General features: G+C 74.8%; 18 protein-coding genes. 8 read left to right on the top strand and 10 right to left on the bottom strand.

The annotated features are described in order from the left end of the window. Positions 1-67: 67 nt before the first annotated feature. Entirely contained in the window at positions 68-799 is a 732-nt protein-coding gene (locus AB0D32_RS02950) for an HAD family hydrolase (protein ID WP_357083847.1), read from the top strand. Between the two features lie 16 nt (positions 800-815). On the opposite strand, the gene AB0D32_RS02955 is transcribed toward AB0D32_RS02950, so the two are convergent. Together AB0D32_RS02955 and AB0D32_RS02960 are read right to left on the bottom strand one after the other, a co-directional pair. After that, on the bottom strand, positions 816-1,325 hold the full coding sequence (locus AB0D32_RS02955; RefSeq protein ID WP_357083850.1) for a hypothetical protein: 510 nt from the start codon (positions 1,323-1,325) through the stop codon (positions 816-818). A 93-nt stretch (positions 1,326-1,418) separates the two neighbouring features. Further along, positions 1,419-2,288: a PhzF family phenazine biosynthesis protein gene (locus AB0D32_RS02960; RefSeq protein ID WP_357083853.1), complete on the bottom strand. Its 870-nt coding sequence runs from the start codon at positions 2,286-2,288 to the stop codon at positions 1,419-1,421. Positions 2,289-2,321: 33 nt separating this feature from the next. Between AB0D32_RS02960 and AB0D32_RS02965 the strand changes: the two genes are divergently transcribed. From AB0D32_RS02965 to AB0D32_RS02975, 3 genes are all read left to right on the top strand, one after another. Then, positions 2,322-3,608, top strand: a complete 1,287-nt coding sequence (locus tag AB0D32_RS02965; RefSeq protein WP_357083857.1) for a CBS domain-containing protein — start codon at positions 2,322-2,324, stop codon at positions 3,606-3,608. Next, a complete protein-coding gene (locus AB0D32_RS02970) occupies positions 3,601-4,215 on the top strand; it encodes a DUF1003 domain-containing protein (RefSeq protein WP_357083860.1) in 615 nt (204 codons plus the stop codon). Before AB0D32_RS02965 ends, AB0D32_RS02970 begins: the two co-directional genes overlap by 8 nt. An 88-nt stretch (positions 4,216-4,303) precedes the next feature. Then, on the top strand, positions 4,304-5,452 hold the full coding sequence (locus AB0D32_RS02975; protein WP_357083863.1) for an Mrp/NBP35 family ATP-binding protein: 1,149 nt from the start codon (positions 4,304-4,306) through the stop codon (positions 5,450-5,452). A 217-nt stretch (positions 5,453-5,669) separates the two neighbouring features. On the opposite strand, the gene AB0D32_RS02980 is transcribed toward AB0D32_RS02975, so the two are convergent. Together AB0D32_RS02980 and AB0D32_RS02985 are read right to left on the bottom strand one after the other, a co-directional pair. Further along, positions 5,670-6,092, bottom strand: a complete 423-nt coding sequence (locus AB0D32_RS02980; protein ID WP_357083866.1) for a preprotein translocase subunit TatB — start codon at positions 6,090-6,092, stop codon at positions 5,670-5,672. Positions 6,093-6,165: 73 nt separating this feature from the next. Continuing rightward, positions 6,166-7,509, bottom strand: coding sequence for a trypsin-like peptidase domain-containing protein (locus tag AB0D32_RS02985; RefSeq protein WP_357083869.1), 1,344 nt, complete (start codon positions 7,507-7,509; stop codon positions 6,166-6,168). A gap of 279 nt (positions 7,510-7,788) precedes the next feature. Between AB0D32_RS02985 and AB0D32_RS02990 the strand changes: the two genes are divergently transcribed. After that, on the top strand, positions 7,789-8,376 hold the full coding sequence (locus AB0D32_RS02990) for an O-methyltransferase (RefSeq protein ID WP_357084215.1): 588 nt from the start codon (positions 7,789-7,791) through the stop codon (positions 8,374-8,376). 49 nt (positions 8,377-8,425) lie between these two features. Here AB0D32_RS02990 and AB0D32_RS02995 read toward each other — a convergent pair whose 3' ends face one another. Together AB0D32_RS02995 and AB0D32_RS03000 are read right to left on the bottom strand one after the other, a co-directional pair. Beyond that, complete coding sequence (locus AB0D32_RS02995; protein WP_357083872.1) at positions 8,426-9,892, bottom strand: leucyl aminopeptidase family protein; 1,467 nt, start codon at positions 9,890-9,892, stop codon at positions 8,426-8,428. Between the two features lie 129 nt (positions 9,893-10,021). Then, positions 10,022-10,189 carry a DUF3117 domain-containing protein gene (locus AB0D32_RS03000; protein WP_007455245.1) on the bottom strand — a complete coding sequence of 56 codons (168 nt, stop codon included), beginning with the start codon at positions 10,187-10,189 and terminating at the stop codon, positions 10,022-10,024. Positions 10,190-10,379: 190 nt separating this feature from the next. Between AB0D32_RS03000 and AB0D32_RS03005 the strand changes: the two genes are divergently transcribed. Next, positions 10,380-11,204, top strand: coding sequence for a PaaX family transcriptional regulator C-terminal domain-containing protein (locus AB0D32_RS03005; protein ID WP_357083875.1), 825 nt, complete (start codon positions 10,380-10,382; stop codon positions 11,202-11,204). After that, the gene (locus AB0D32_RS03010; protein ID WP_357083878.1) at positions 11,201-11,992 is read left to right on the top strand and encodes an enoyl-CoA hydratase-related protein; all 792 of its coding nucleotides are present in this window, start codon (positions 11,201-11,203) and stop codon (positions 11,990-11,992) included. Before AB0D32_RS03005 ends, AB0D32_RS03010 begins: the two co-directional genes overlap by 4 nt. Positions 11,993-12,118: 126 nt before the next feature. Here AB0D32_RS03010 and AB0D32_RS03015 read toward each other — a convergent pair whose 3' ends face one another. From AB0D32_RS03015 to AB0D32_RS03030, 4 genes are all read right to left on the bottom strand, one after another. Next, entirely contained in the window at positions 12,119-12,742 is a 624-nt protein-coding gene (locus AB0D32_RS03015; protein WP_357083881.1) for a hypothetical protein, read from the bottom strand. 13 nt (positions 12,743-12,755) lie between these two features. Beyond that, positions 12,756-13,337, bottom strand: coding sequence for a DNA-3-methyladenine glycosylase I (locus tag AB0D32_RS03020; protein WP_357083884.1), 582 nt, complete (start codon positions 13,335-13,337; stop codon positions 12,756-12,758). Between the two features lie 181 nt (positions 13,338-13,518). Further along, on the bottom strand, positions 13,519-14,016 hold the full coding sequence (locus AB0D32_RS03025) for an SRPBCC family protein (RefSeq protein WP_357083887.1): 498 nt from the start codon (positions 14,014-14,016) through the stop codon (positions 13,519-13,521). Continuing rightward, positions 14,013-14,741: a DivIVA domain-containing protein gene (locus AB0D32_RS03030; protein ID WP_357083890.1), complete on the bottom strand. Its 729-nt coding sequence runs from the start codon at positions 14,739-14,741 to the stop codon at positions 14,013-14,015. The genes AB0D32_RS03025 and AB0D32_RS03030 overlap by 4 nt, the downstream gene beginning before the upstream one ends. A 255-nt stretch (positions 14,742-14,996) precedes the next feature. Between AB0D32_RS03030 and folP the strand changes: the two genes are divergently transcribed. After that, positions 14,997-15,866 (top strand): dihydropteroate synthase, encoded by an 870-nt coding sequence (gene folP / locus AB0D32_RS03035; RefSeq protein WP_357083893.1) that lies wholly within the window; start codon positions 14,997-14,999, stop codon positions 15,864-15,866. The last annotated feature ends 10 nt before the right edge of the window (positions 15,867-15,876 follow it).

The following is a 15,876-nucleotide window of genomic DNA, read 5'->3' on the forward strand; positions in this document are numbered from 1 at the left end:
GTCATCACTCCGTTACGATCATGCCTGTCCGCGCCGGCGATCCCCTACCGCCCGGAGGCGCTCTCCCATGCCCACCTTCCAGGCGGTGCTGTTCGACTTCTTCGGCACGCTGAGCCGTTCCGTCCAGCGGGGCGCGGCCCACCGGTCGACCGCCGAGCTGCTCGGATGCCCGCCGAGCACGCTCGTCGACGTGCTCGACCGCACCTTCTACGAACGAGCCTGCGGGCAGCTCGGCAGCGCCGAGGCGACCCTGCGCTGGGTCTGCGAACAGGCCGGCGTGCGCCCCTCGGACGACGCGGTCCGCGCCGCGGTCGCCTCCCGCCACCGGGCCGTCCGCGCCGACACCCGACTGCGGGACGAGGCCGTGCCCACGCTGACCGCGCTGCGCCAGCTCGGCCTGCGGACCGGGGTGATCAGCGACTGCACGCACGAGCTGCCCGCGTTCCTGCCGCAGTTGCCGATCGACCCGCTGCTCGACGTGCGGGTCTTCTCGGTGCAGGTGGGCCGCTGCAAGCCGGACCCGGCGCTCTACCAGGCGGCGTGCCGGCGGCTCGACCTGGCACCGGCGGACTGCCTCTACGTCGGCGACGGCGGCAGCCAGGAGCTGACCGGGGCGGAGCGGGCCGGGATGACAGCGGTGCGCCTGGCCGCACCGGACCTGGCCGGCCACCTGGTGTTCAACCTCGACGCCGCCTGGATCGGGCCTGCGCTGCGCTCGCTCGACGAGGTGGTCGACCTGGTGCGGACGGCGACCGTGCCGCCGGGCCCCCCGCTGCCGGCCGCCTGCGGCTCCTGCTGACCTCGGCCCGCCCGCCTCAGCGCCGACGGACCCGGTGCAGCCGGAACGGTTTGCGGGTCACCCGCACCGCCGGCGTCTCGCGGGGCACCTCGGCCAGCGAGTCCGCGGGCAGACCGGCACCGGCGACCGGCTCGCCGGCCGGGGCCAGCCGGTTCACCGCGCAGCCGTCGGCCGCCCAGCGCTCCACCAGCTCGGCGGTGGGCCCCGGCGCGTTCAGCCGCTTCGCGGCCACGAGCGGCGCGGCGGTCTCCCACGCCTCGGTGCCCGGCGCCAGGCGACTCACCCGGGCCGGCCAGGTGACGATCCGCCCGCCGTGGTCACCGCGCAGGGTGACCTGCGCCCCGGTCGCGTCGGCCAGCCCTGGCGCGGACTGCTCCCCGGGGCCGCTGACCACGAACAGCGCCCCCTCCAGGGGTACGCACCACAGCGCGAGCGCCGGCCCGCCGGGCACGCTCACCCAGGCCACGGCCGCCTTCTTCATCGCCTCGTCGACCAGGGGCGTGCTGGTCCGCTCCGCGTCGGTCACCCTCGCATCCTCCCGCACCCGTGTGCCTTCCGTCAGCGCCACCCGCCCCCGGCCCGCCGGGATCCGGCACGGAGACGCCCGAGCCCCCCGCCGTCAGCCGACGAACGGGGGGACCATGATCTCGCCCCGGGCCACCGGCATCACCTGGCCGGCCACGGTGGCGCCCACCGCCTGACCGTCGGCGGCGGTCACCGTGCAGGCCAGCAGTGACGGGCGGTTGATCTCGATGCCCTGGTGGACCGTGTACTCCGCACGCCCGTCGGCGGGCAGCAGGCCGCTGGCGACCAGCCACACCCCGAGCCCCAGGGCGGCCGAGCCGGTGGCCGGGTCCTCCGGCACGCCGAGCCCGGGAACGAAGACCCGGGCGTGCGCGGTTTGAGCCGCGGCGTCCCAGGAGAAGACGCTGACATGCTCCACTCCGTACCGCTGTGCCGCCGCCGCGTTGACCCGGGCGCGGGCCACCGCGTCCGGACGCACCGGAAGATACGGGAACTCCAGCCCGCAGCCGGCCACCCGGGGGGCCGGGCCGACGTGGTCGTCCGCGGCCAGCCCGGCCATCTCCAGCAGCGGCTCCGGGTCCAGCTCGGGGCCGAGGGTGGCCACGCCGCCCGTCAGCGTCGCCCCGGTCGGGGTCACCTCGACGGGCAGCACACCCGCGCCACACTCCTGGGTGACCTGCCCCACACCGAACATGCCGCGGCGGCTGGCGGTCACCGCCGCGCCGACGCTGGGGTGACCGGCGAAGGGCAACTCCTCGGCCGGGGTGAAGATGCGGGCACGGTAGGTGGCGCCGACCTGGGTGGGTGGGAGCACGAACACCGTCTCGGAGAGGTTGAACTCCAGCGCGAGCGCCTGCATCTGCTCGGTGGCCAGTCCCTCGGCGCCGAACACCACCGCCAGCGGGTTGCCGGCGAACGGGCGGTCGGTGAAGACGTCCACGATCTCGTAGGACAAGGTCGACATGTTGCTAGACACTAGGCGCTTAGGCTGGTGCCCGTGAGCACGCCGACCCGGGTCTACCTCGCCCGGCTCGCCGGAGTCGCCGTCTTCGACCCCAACGGTGACCAGGTGGGCCGGGTCCGCGACGCGGTGGCCCGGCTGCGCCCGACGCAACGCCCGCCCGAAGTGGTCGGCCTGGTCGCCGAGATGCCGATGCGGCGGCGCATCTTCCTCTCGCTGAACCGGATCACCTCCATCGACGCCGACGCGGTCGTGCTCGGCAGCGGCACGCTCAACCTGCGGCGCTTCGAGAAACGCCCGAACGAGCTGCTCGTGCTCCAGGAGCTGCTGGACCGGCGGGTGCAGGTCGAGCCCGCCGGTCAGCCGGGTTCCGTGGTCGACGTGGCGATGGAGTGCAGCCGTGGCGGCGAGTGGTCGCTGACGCGGGTCGCCGTACGCGAGCAGACCGGCCGGCTGGCCCGCCGGGGCCACCTGCACCAGGTCGAGTGGGAGCGGGTACGCGGGCTCAGCGGCGTCGCCGACAACCGGGGCACGGCCAACCTGCTCGCGGTGCTGGAGGACATGCGCCCCGCCGACCTCGCCAACGCCCTCCAGGACCTTCCCGACGCCCGGCGCAACGAGGTGGCCGCCGCGCTTGACGACGAGCGCCTGGCGGACGTGCTGAGCGAGTTGCCGGAGCGCGACCAGGTGGAGATCCTCGCCGCGCTGGACCGGCGGCGGGCCGCCGACGTGCTGGAGGAGATGGACCCGGACGACGCCGCCGACCTGCTCAGTGAGCTGCCGCCGCCCGAGCAGGACGTGCTGCTCGACCTGATGCAGCCGGACGAGGCCGATCCGGTGCGTCAGCTGCTCAAGTACACGCCGGGAACGGCGGGCAGCGTGATGACCTCCGAGCCGGTGATCCTGCCGCCGGACGCCACCGTCGCCGAGGCCCTGGCCCGGATCCGGGAATCGCAGCTCTCGCCCGCGATCGCCGCGCAGGTCTTCGTGTCCCGGGCGCCGATGACCACGCCGACCGGCCGCTACCTCGGCATGGTCCACTTCCAGCGGCTGCTCCGCGAGCCGCCCGCCGACCTGCTCGGCGGGGTGGTGGTCAACGACATCGACCCGCTGCGGCCGACCACCCCGCTGCCGGAGATCACCCGCCGGATGGCCACGTACGACCTGGTGGCCATGCCGGTGATCGACCGCAACAACCGGCTGGTCGGCGCGGTCACGGTCGACGACGTGCTGGATCACCTCCTGCCCCGGGACTGGCGGGACCGGGCAGCCGCCGGACGCCCGGCCACCACCGCGCCGACGCTGGACGGCGCGGATGGCTGAGCAGCGCCGGGCACGGCGGCTCGACCAGCCGCGCGAGCCCAGGAGCGTCAAGCTGCCCCGGTTCGACCCGGAGGCCTTCGGCCGGTGGTCCGAGGGGATCGCCCGGGGGATGGGCACCGCGAACTTCATCGTCTACATGACGATCGTGATCGCGCTGTGGTTCGGCTGGAACACCCTGGCCCCGGCACACCTGCGGTTCGACCCGTACACCTTCACGTTCCTGACCCTGGTGCTGTCCCTCCAGGCCAGCTACGCGGCCCCGCTGATCCTGCTGGCGCAGAACCGCCAGGCGGACCGGGACCGGGTCTCCCTGGACGAGGACCGCCGACGGGCGACCATGCAGAAGGCCGACACCGAGTACCTGGCCCGGGAGATCGCCGCGTTGCGCAACGCGATGGGCGAGGTGGCGACCCGGGACTTCCTCCGCTCCGAGCTGGCCCGGCTGGCCGAGGAGCTGGACGAGGCGGGCCGACGCCGCCAACGGCTGGAGCGCCGGCAGCAGGGGAAGGCCGCGCAGCACGGGGACGGGCTGGACGAGCCCCGCGACGACCTCGACGGCGACTGGGCCCACGACAGCCGGCCGGGGGGCCGGGAGCCGGAGGGCTGAGCAGCGCCCCCAGCCGTCGCCATCGATTCGCTCACACCGGCCCCCGCTGACGGCGGTGGGGTCTCACCCCCGACGTAGCATTGCGGACATGTCAGCACCCGTCAGCACCGTCTCCGACGCGATCCAGGCCGCGCTGGCCACCGTCAACGACCCGGAGATCCGCCGACCCATCACCGAGCTGGGCATGGTCCGCTCCGCCGAGGTCGGCGACGACGGGGTCGTACGGGTCGAGCTGCTGCTCACCGTCGCCGGCTGCCCGCTGAAGGACAAGCTGCGCTCGGACATCACGGCCGCCGTCGGCGCGGTGCCCGGGGTCACCGGCGTGGAGATCGAGTTCGGCGTGATGAGCCCCGAGCAGCGCCAGGAGCTCCAGTCGAAGCTGCGCGGTGGCGGCGCCTCCCAGGAGCCCGTCATCCCGTTCGCCCAGCCGGGCTCGCGCACCCGCGTGTACGCGGTCGCCAGCGGCAAGGGCGGCGTCGGCAAGTCCAGCGTGACGGTCAACCTGGCCGCCGCGCTGGCCGCCCGTGGGCTCTCCGTCGGCGTGGTCGACGCGGACATCTACGGCCACTCGGTGCCCCGGATGCTCGGTGCGGACGGGCGCCCCACCCGCGTCGAGGACATGATCATGCCGCCGCAGTCGCACGGCGTGAAGGTCATCTCGATCGGCATGTTCACCGCCGGCAACGCCGCCGTGGTGTGGCGCGGCCCGATGCTGCACCGGGCGTTGCAGCAGTTCCTCGCCGACGTCTACTGGGGTGAGCTGGACGTGCTCCTCCTCGACCTGCCCCCGGGCACCGGCGACGTGGCCATCTCCCTGGCCCAACTGCTGCCCAACTCCGAGATCCTGATCGTCACGACCCCGCAGGCCGCCGCCGCCGAGGTGGCGGAGCGGGCCGGCGCGATCGCGTTGCAGACCCACCAGCGTGTGGTCGGCGTCATCGAGAACATGTCCTGGCTCGAACTGCCGGACGGTTCCCGGATGGAGGTCTTCGGCGCGGGCGGCGGCCAGGCGGTCGCCGAGTCGCTGACGAAGACCATCGGCGCGCAGGTGCCGCTGCTCGGGCAGGTCCCGCTCGACACCCGGGTCCGCGAGGCCGGCGACGGGGGCACCCCGATCGTGCTGGCCGCGCCGGAGTCACCGGCCGCGAAGGCGCTGGGTCAGGTCGCCGACCGGCTCGCCCTGCGGCGGGAGTCGCTGCTCGGCAAGCCACTGGGCCTCAAGCCCGCCGGCCGCTGACCAAACGCCGGCCACCGCCGGCGCTGGCGGCACCGCCAGCCCGAAGAAGCTCACTCGACAGGGCGGCCGACCATGATCGGTTGATGGAAAACCGGTGGGATCCGTCCCCGCGCTCCGGTTGGCCATCAACTGATCATGGTTGTGCTCAATTGGCAGCAGGCTCAGGTCGCGGCGACCCGACAGGCGGGCCCAGGTTGCGGCGACCCGACAGGGGGGCTCAGGTCGCGTCGTCGTAGCTGGGGCGGGGGGCGGGGGCCGGGGCGCCGCCGGTGGCGGTCGTCGGGCGGCTGCCGCCCTTGCGCAGGTCGGCGGCGGAGGCGACGTCCTTCAGCTCGTTGTGCACGCTGGTGACGTCCGCCCGCAGGTTGTCGTAGACGCCCTGCAACGGCTTCCGGATCGCCTGCTCGTCCTCCTCGCTGAGCAGGTGCTTGCGGATGAACGCCTTCGGGTGCAGATCCTCCAGCTGGATGTCGGTGCCCAACTCGCGGCTGAGGTCGGTGGTGGCGTTGTTGGCCATGGTGCGCAGGTTGCGCACCATGCGCAGGCCGTCGCTGATCACCGCGGGCAGCCGGTCACCGAAGATCAGCAGCGCCAGGAGCAGCAGCGCACCGATCTCCCACCAGTTCAGGTTCTCGAACACTGCACGGGCCTCCTTCGGCGTCAGCAGCAAGACTACGCACGTCGGACGCCACCGGGGAGGGGGTGACCCGCCCCTACTTGGCGTCTGCGGCCAGTGTCACGGAGGCGTTCTGCCGGTCGGCGCCCCGGCGGTACTCCACGGTCACCACCGCGCCGGGCGCGTACTTCCGCACCAGGGCGATCAGGTCGGTCGGTTCGGTCATCGGTCGCCCGTCGAGCTTCAGGATCACGTCGCCGGCCCGCAGCCCCGCGCCGGCCGCCGGCCCGGACGGCTCCACGGCCGCCAGGCGTACGCCGGTCCCTCCGGTGCCCGCGCCGGCCCCGCCGACCTGGGCCCCGATCACCGTGCGGCGGGCCTTGCCGGTGCCGATGATGTCCTGCGTGATCCGCTTGGCCTGGTTGATCGGGATGGCGAAGGCGAGGCCGATGTTGCCCGCCTCCTGCCCGTCCGACACGAGCGACTTGATGGTCGAGTTGACCCCGATCACCCGGCCCGCGCCGTCGACCAGCGGGCCGCCGGAGTTGCCGTGGTTGACCGCCGCGTCGGTCTGGATCGCCGCGTAGTAGCGCGTGGGGCCACCGGGCTCGCCGGCCCGCATCGTCCGGTCCAGGGCGCTGACGATGCCGGCCGTGACCGTGTTGGCCAGCGAGAGCGGTGAGCCCATGGCCAGCACCGGGTCGCCCACGGCCAGCGCGTCGGAGTCGCCGAACTCGACCGGTCGCAGGCCCGTCCGGGAGACCTTGATCACCGCGATGTCGGACTCCGGGTCCTTCCCGACGATGGTCGCCGGGGCCGAACTGCCGTCGTTGAAGATCACCGACGCCTTGCCGGTCGCCCCGGCCAGCACGTGGTCGTTGGTGATCACGTGCCCGTCGACGCTGGCGATGAAGCCGGAGCCCTCACTCGTGCCGCCGAGGCCCGCCACCCGGACTGTCACCACGCTGGGCAGCACCCGCTCGGCGACCCCGGCGAGCGACTCGGGCCGGCGCTGGGCCAGGCCGGGCGCCTGCGGGTCCGCGCCGAGCACAGTGCCGGCCGCGGCGCCGCCACGCACCGCGAAGGCGTACCCGAGCGCACCGCCCAGGCTGCCCGCGAGCAGCGCGGTGATCAGCGGGATGAACAGCAGTTGCCGCAGCGTGGGCCGGCCCGGGGCGTCCGGGTCGCTGACCGGCTCCGGCTCGCTGCCGGGGCTCGGCGCGGCCGGCAGCACCACGGCGGCCGGCGCTGCCGGGTCACGCCACGGGTCGGCCAGGGCGTCGGACCACCAGGGCGAAGTCGTGCCGCCCCCGGCGCCCGGAGGCGTCGGCGGCGACCCCACCGGCGGATGCCCGGGCCCCGGCGGTCGCGCCGGTGCCGGAGCTCCCCCGGGCTGGCGCCAGTCCCAGCCGTCGGTCACGTCGGTGCCCTCCCAGTCCATCCCCGGATCCCGCGCTCCGCCGCCCCGGCGACAGGGTCGCCCGGTCGCGCTCGCCGGAACACCGCTTCCAGGATTACACGGATGCCACTGATGGAGTCACCGGTTGCCGGCCGTGATCGTCGGGTGGCGGACGCGCGGCTGCGCCCGTTCGACGTCGCCTCTAGGCTCACAGTGCCCACCCGCCCCCGCACCACGCGCGCCGCCCGGAGGTGTCCCATCGCCACGGTCGCCGGTTCCGGCACTTCGACGGCCCAGACCCTGCACTTCGCCGAGTCGTACGTGACCGAGGATCTCGTCCTGCGCACCGCCCGCAGTCTGGCCCACGAGGTCGGCCTCGACGCGGTGACCCCCGGCGCCGGCGCGGCCCTGCGGCTGCTCGCCGCCGCCGGCAGCGCCCGGGCGGTGGTGGAGATCGGCACCGGCACGGGAGTCAGCGGCGTCTGGCTGCTGCGCGGCATGCGCGCCGACGGCGTGCTCACCACCATCGACGTCGAGGTGGAGCACCAGCGGATCGCCCGGCGGATCTTCACCGAGGCGGGCTTCGCCGCCGGCCGGACCCGGATCATCACCGGCCGGGCGCTGGACGTGCTCCCCCGGCTCGCCGACGGCGCGTACGACCTGGTCTTCGTGGACGCGGAGGCGACCGGCTTCGCCGCCTGCGTGGACGCCGCGCTGCGGCTGCTGCGGCCGGGCGGCGTGGTCGCGCTCAACGGCACGCTGGCCGGTGGCCGGATCGGCGACCCCGCCGCCCGGGACGTCGAGACGGTGACCGTCCGCGAGGCGCTCAAGACGATCCGGGAGTCGGAACACTGGATTCCGGCGCTGCTGCCGGTCGGCCACGGGCTGCTCGCCGCCGTCAGGTGCTGACCTGCCGCCGCTGACCGGGCGCCCGCCGCGTGCGGGCGCCGCCCGGCGGTCAACCCAGCGAGCCCAGCCAGCGCAGCAGCGAGCGTACGCCCCAGCCGGTCGCGCCCCGGGTCAGCTCGGCGTCGTCGCCGTCGGCCCACGACGGCGCGGACATGTCGACGTGCAGCCACCGGTCACGCAGCCCGCCGGTGAACTCCCGCAGGTAGAGCGCGGCCATCACGGAACCGGCCCCCCGGTCCGGAGAGCTGTGCAGGTCGGCCAGCTCGCTGCCGAGGTGCTCGGCGTAGTCGGCGGGCAGCGGCATCCGCCAGGCTGCCTCGCCGGCGGCCGAGATCGCGGCCAGCACGTCCGCGGCGAGCCCCTCGTTCTCGCTGTAGAGGGCACCGGTGCGCTTGCCCAACGCGACCGCGTTCGCCCCGGTGAGCGTGGCGAGGTCGACTAGCAGGTCGGGTTCGAGCTCGGCGACCGCGTACGCGAGCGCGTCGGCCAGGACGAGCCGCCCCTCGGCGTCGGAGTTGGTGGTCTCGCTGGTCGTGCCGCCGTAGTGGCGGACGATGTCGCCGGGGCGGAACGCCGAGCCGCTGAGCATGTTCTCCGCCAGCGGAGCGAGCGTGGTGACCCGGACGGGCAGGCGCAGGGCCGCCGCACCGAGCGTCGCCGCGACCACCGCGGCCGCGCCGGCCATGTCCTTGCGCATCAGCTTCATCGACGCCACCGGCTTGATCGAGATGCCGCCGGTGTCGAACGTGATCCCCTTGCCGACCAGCACCACGTGGGTACGCGCGTCGGCCGGCCGCCAGTCCAACTCGACCAGGCGCGGGCCGCTGGCCGAGCCGCCCCCGACGGCGAGGATGCCGCCGAAGCCCTCGGCCGCCAGTTCGTCCGGGCCGCGTACCCGCAGGTGAAGGTCCGGCACGTCGGCGGCGAGGGCGGCGACCTGGTCGGCGAACCACTCCGGGTTCTTGACCGACGAGGGGGTGTTGGTGAGGTCGCGGGCGAACCGGGTCATCCGGGCCGTCGTCCGGGCCACCTCCACGGCTGCGGCGTGCGCGTCCGGGTCGGTCACCACGATGTCGACCCCGGCCAGGGCGGGGGCGGTGCCGGCGTCGGTCATCCGGAACCGGTACGAGGCCAGCAGCAGCCCCTCGACCAGCCCTCGTACGGCCGCCGAAGTGGCCTCGGTCGGCATGGCCAACGTGACGTGTGTCTCATCCTTCGCGGCCCGGGCCAGGGCCGCGCCGGCCGTCCTCCAGCCCGCCTCGTCGCCGTCTCCGACGCCGAGCAGCAGCAGCCGGCCCGGGTCCCGCCCGGGCCGCAACTGTGCCTGGACCTCGCCGGGGCGCCCGGTCAGCCGGGCCGCCGGCGCCAGGGCGGCAGCCTCCTCGGCCACGCCGTCGGGCAGCGTCGCCCCGGCCGGGGCCGGTCGGGCCGGGTCGTCGTCGCCCGGACCGGGCCGGACGGGCAGAACGAGGGTGTCGAGCCGTTCCGGCTCGGCGAGCAGACGGATGGCGAGCACGCGGAGCCGTACCTCCAGGAAAGTTCGCGGAGCATGGCCCCGCGGAGAATGAAGACCCTGAGCCACCGGCAGGGCCGGTGGCTCAGGGGTTGACGAAAGGTCCGCGCGGGCGCACGGGCCGTTCCTCGGTCAGCCGGCGGCTGCCTTCAGTGCGTCACCGAGCGCGTTGGCCTCGTCGGGAGTCATCTCGACGACGAGCCGGCCACCGCCCTCCAGCGGGACACGCATGACGATGCCCCGGCCCTCCTTGGTGACTTCCAGCGGACCGTCGCCCGTCCGCGGCTTCATCGCCGCCATGTTGTCTCCCCTCAGACCTACGCCAGGGTCGGTGGGTTGCCCCACAGCCACTTCGTCTTGACCACCCGCAACGTACGCGGGGGTGTCGACCAACGATTTTCCCTGATGAACACCGCCGGACCCAAACCGAAGCAGCATTGATGTAACAGCATCTAGCATATCCTGAGAAGGCCTGTCACAATGTGCGGTCATGCAGGCACGGTCGGCACTCTTCGACCTGTACGGCGACCACCTCCGGGCGAGGGGCGGCCGGGCACCCGTCGCCGCCCTGGTCAGGCTGCTGGCGCCGCTCGGGATCGCCCCGCCCGCCGTGCGCACGGCGGTCTCCCGGATGGTCCGTCAGGGGTGGCTCGACCCGTGCCGGCTCGCTCCCGGGCCGGGATATTCGATCACACCGAAAGCCGCCCGCCGGCTGGACGAGGCCGCGGCCCGGATCTACCGGACCGGCCGGATCACCTGGGACGGGCGGTTCGACCTGCTGTCGCTGGAGGCCCCCCTGTCCCGGCGGGACCGGCAGCGGCTCGCCGCCAACCTGACCTTCCTCGGCTACGGCGCCCTGGACGAGTGCACCTGGGTCGCCACCCGGCCGGGCGAGGACGTGGACGTGCTGCTCGACGAGGCGGGCGTGCGCTACGAACGGTTCACCGCCGCGCACACCGCCGGCACCCCCGGCGCGATGGGCGTGGTGCGCCGGGCCTGGGACCTGACGGAGATCGGCCAGGCGTACGAGCAGTTCGTCGCCGAGCAGCGACCGCTGCTGGCCGGGGTCACCACGCGCAGCCCCGACGAGGAGGCGTACGCCGCCCGGTTCCGGCTCGTGCACGCGTGGCGTACCTTCCTGTTCCGGGACCCGCAGTTGCCCCCGGCGCTGCTGCCCGAGCGCTGGCCCGGCACCGCCGCCGCCAGCTTCTTCGACCGGCACGCGGCCCGGCTGCGGCCGGCCGCAGACCGGTACGTCGAGCAGTGCCTCGACGCCGGCAACCGCCTCGCCCGACTGAAGGGTCGTGAGAAGTGACCGAGCCCCTGCTCGTCGACCGCACCGACGCCGTCGTCACCCTGACGCTGAACCGCCCCACGGCGATGAACGCGCTCGACGTGGCACTCAAGGAGGCGCTGCGGGACACCCTGGCCGAGCTGGAGACCGACCGGTCCTGCCGCGCGGTGGTGCTCGCGGGCGCGGGTCGGTCGTTCAGCGCCGGCCAGGACCTGCGCGAGCACGTGCAGACCCTGGAGTCCACCGACGGCAACCCGCTGGACACGGTCCGGGCGCACTACAACCCGATCGCCGCCCGGCTGGCCAACCTGCCGAAGCCGGTGGTCGCGGCGGTGCGGGGAATGGCCGCCGGGGCGGGCGCCTCGCTGGCGTTCCTGGCCGACATCCGCATCGGCGGGCCGTCGACGAGCTTCCTGATGGCGTTCGCCAAGGTCGGGCTCGCCGCGGACACCGGCGCCTCCTGGACGCTGCCCCGGCTGGTCGGCCACGCCAAGGCGATCGAGCTGCTGATGCTGGCCGAGCCGGTGGGTGCGGCGGACGCCTGCCAGCTCGGGCTGATCAACCGCCTGGTCGAGGACGACGAGCAGGTGCTGCCGACCGCGCAGGAGTTGGCCGCCCGGCTGGCCGCCGGCCCGACCGTCGCGTACGGGGCGATCAAGCGGCAGCTCTCCATCGCCGACGCGGGCACGCTGGCCGACGCCCTCGCCGCCGAGGCCCAGGCGCAGTCGATCTGCGGGGGCACCGCCGACCACCGCAACGGCACCCGGGCCTTCGTCAACAAGCAGAAGCCGACCTTCGAGGGCCGCTGACGGCTGCCTGACCGGCCCACCGCCGACGTTCCGAACAGGCGGTGGGCCGCGCCTCCGTGGGTGCGGCCGGGCCGCGCCGGGAGCACCGGACCTGAGCGTCGTCGCGGGGACGTCACCCGGTCGCAGTCAGTCGTCCTCCTCCGGATCCTGGTTGGCCTCCGCGCCGAGCACGAACGCCTGCATGGCCAACTCGTCGCCGGAGGGCGACACGAAGGCGGGCAGCTCGCGGGGCCCCAGCTCCTGCACGTACGCCCAGAACAGGCGGACCGCCTCGGCGGGCGACGCGGCCTCGATCGGCAGGTCGAGGCTGACCAGCCAGGAACGCCGTCGCGGCGGCGGGCCGAGCTGGTCGGCCAACTCCCGGAAGGCCGTCGGGGCCAGCGCGGTCACCGGCCCGTCGAGCGCCAGCGTGTCGACCGGCACCGGCTCGTCGAAGGCCCGCCGGGTGTACGCCACCACCAGCGGCGTCTCGGCCCGCTCGGACTGCGGGTCGTCCGGGTCCTCCCGCTCCTGGCCGCTGGCCAGGGCGACCCGGCCCAGCGCCACCAGCCGTGGCGGCGCGTCGGCCAGCACGGCCACCCGGTCGCCGGGACGGGGCCGGGCGGCGTCGGCCAGGCCGGTCAACTCGAGCGTGTCGTGGTGGACGAGCCGCTCGGCCTCGTAGCGCCCGGCGGGCAGCAGCACCGCCCAGGCGTCCGTGCCGTCGGCGGGGCGCGCTCCGTCCACCCGGTGCGCGGTGTCGGTCGTCATGGACTCCATCCCATCACGCCGCCCGCGCCGCCACGACGTGGCAGCCCGCCAGGTGGTCGTCGACCATCCCCGTGGCCTGCATCAGCGCGTAGGCCGTGGTCGGGCCGACGAAGCGGAAGCCCCGCTTCTTGAGCGCCTTGGCCATCGCGGTGGACTCGGCGGTCAGCGCCGGCACCTCCGCGAACGACGTGGGCCGGGCGGGTCGGGGCGGCGGCGCGAAGGACCAGAGCAGCGCGGAGAGCCCCTCCGGCAGCTCCAGCGCGGCCCGGGCGTTGGCGATCGCCGCCTCGATCTTGGCCCGGTTGCGGACGATGCCCGCGTCGGCGAGCAGCCGGGCGACGTCGGCGTCGCCGTAGCCGGCCACGGTCTCGATCCGGAACCCGTCGAAGGCCAGCCGGAACGCGGGACGTTTGCGGAGGATGGTCAGCCAGGACAGCCCCGACTGGAACGCCTCCAGCGTGAGCCGCTCGTAGAGCTCGTCGTCGCCGCGCAGGGCCCGGCCCCACTCGGTGTCGTGGTAGGCGGCGTAGTCGGGGGTGCTGTGCCCCCAGCCGCATCGCGGCAGCCCGTCGGTGCCGATCACCAGGTCAGTCACGCGTCCACGCTAGGGCACCGCCCCGACAGGCCGGTGGCCTCCGGCCCTGCGTCGCGCCTCGGCGACCGGGCCTGATCCGCCCGGAGTCGACGACATCGGGGCGTCCCGGTCACGTCGACACCCCGGTGTCAGGGACGTCGAGTCGATCACGCGCAGCCCGGTCAGGCCCGCGCAGCCCCGGTCAGGGCAGCCGGCCCTGCTCCACCAGCCGACCGAACTTCTTCAGCGCCTGGGTCAGGCCGAACTTCGACCCGGGCCAGAGCACCGGCCAGGCCACCCGACCGGCCGAGCCGCCCGGCAGGTGGAACCACTCGTGCCACACCACCTGGGTGCGGTCCCGCTCCAGCGGGGTGCAGCGGAGCACGCCGGGGCCGCGCAGCAGCTTGCCGCAGTGCACGACGCCCACCTCGTAGGGCGCGTCCACCCGGACCACCCGCATCTCGTCGCGCAGCACGGCGGGGCCGACGGCGGTGACCGCCTCGACCAGACTGCCCTCGCCGCCGTCGCCCTGGACCACCCGGACGGTGGTGAAGGGGATCCAGTCCGACTGCCGCTCCCAGGCGGTCAGCGCCGCGAAGACCCGCTCCGCCGGCGCGTCGACGATCACCGTGGCAGTGACCTCGCCCGCGCCGCGCCGCGCCACGTCGCGCAGGTCCCCGCCGTCTTCCGGCCCGGTCACTTCGGCTCCGACGGGACCACCGGGCCGGGACCGGCCGCGTCGCCCGCCGGCTGCGTCGTGTCGTCGTCCGCCCCGGTCCGGGCCGTGGCGTCGGCACCGCTCGTCCGGTCCGCGGAACCGTCGTCTCCCGCACCCGTCCGGTCCGCCGTGACGTCGGCGCCCGTCCGGGCGAAGGCCGTGTCGTCGGGGCGGGCGGCGGCGCCGGCGCCGGCCGCCGGCGCTTCCTTCGTCGCCGGCCCGGCGGTCGTGCCCGCGAACGCGGGGATCGGCTCGACGACCACGTCGGTGTCCCCGGTCGCGTCCGGCCGGTCGGCACCGACCGGGACCGTCCCCCGGGCCTCCGGCGACGCCTCGGCGACGCCCGCCCGGGCCGCCTGCTCCCGGGCCTGGCGCAGGGCGTCGGCGTCCGCCGTCCGCCCCTCGCGCAGCGCGGCCACCTCCGCCTCCAGCACGCCGATCAGCTCGGACTTGTAGCCGATGTCGTAGGCCGCCCGGCGTATCGCGTGGTCGACCTGGGCCATGCGGTAGCCCCGCAGCGCGGTGTCGAACCGGACCTCGCCCACGTCGGACTCGCGCAGCGGACGGGCCGCCGGCAACGGCACGGCCCGCCCGTCCGGCTCGGCCGGCGTCAGGCCGGGATCCCGGCCGGAGACCAGCACCGTCACCCCGAACACGACCGCCGCCACGGTCAACGCCACGACCAGCAGGAGCAGAACCTGACCCATGTACAGATCGTGGCACGTCGAACGGGCCGGAGCGACCCCACCACCCGCCCGCGTCCCGGATCCACCCCGACGCACCTCCGCCCGACGCACCGGCGCACCGGCCCGTGCCACCGGCGTGGCGGGGCCAGGCGCCCAGGTCGGCACCCATGTCCGGCACACCGACGGACCGGCGCGGCCCGACGGCGGCGGACCGGCTAGCGTCGTGATCGGCCGACGGCGGGGACGGGTCGGCGGCGCGGACCTTCAGGAGGCGGCATGGCCGGGGCGCTTCGGCTCGGTGGGCGTACGTTCGGCCCGGACGAGCTGGTGGTGATGGCAATCGTCAACCGCACCCCGGACTCCTTCTTCGACCAGGGTGCGACCTTTGCCCAGGACAGCGCGCTGCGCGCCGTCGAGCGGGCGGTCGAGGAGGGCGCCGGGATCATCGACATCGGCGGGGTCAAGGCCGGCCCCGGCGCGGAGGTCGACGCGGCCGAGGAGATCCGCCGCACCGTCGACACCATCGCCGCCGTCCGGGCCGCCTTCCCGGACGTGGTGATCTCGATCGACACCTGGCGGGCCGAGGTTGCGGTGGAGGCGGTGGCCGCGGGCGCCGACCTGCTCAACGACACCTGGTCCGGCGCCGACCCGGCCCTGGCCCGGGTGGCGGCGCAGACCGGCGCCGGCCTGGTCTGCTCCCACGCCGGTGGCCTTGCGCCCCGGACCCGGCCGCACCGGGCGGCCTTCGCCGACGTGGTCGCCGACGTGGTCACGACGGTGACCGGGCTCGCCGAGCGCGCGGTCGCCCTGGGCGTACGCGGCGACGGGATCCTGATCGACCCGGCGCACGACTTCGGCAAGAACACCCGCCACTCGTTGGAGATCACCCGCCGGCTCGGCGAGCTCTCCGGCACCGGCTGGCCGCTGCTGGTCGCCCTGTCGAACAAGGACTTCATCGGCGAGACGCTGGACCTGCCGGTGGCCGAGCGGCTGGAGGGGACGCTGGCGGCCACCGCGGTCTCGGCCTGGCTGGGCGCCCGGGTGTTCCGCGCGCACCAGGTGCGTCCCACCCGCCGGGTGCTCGACATGGTCGCCTCGATCCGGGGCGACCGCCCACCGACGCTGACCCGCCGCGGCCTCGCCTGACCGTCCGCCC

This window comes from Micromonospora sp. NPDC048170, from assembly GCF_040652795.1.
Lineage (GTDB): Bacteria > Actinomycetota > Actinomycetes > Mycobacteriales > Micromonosporaceae > Micromonospora.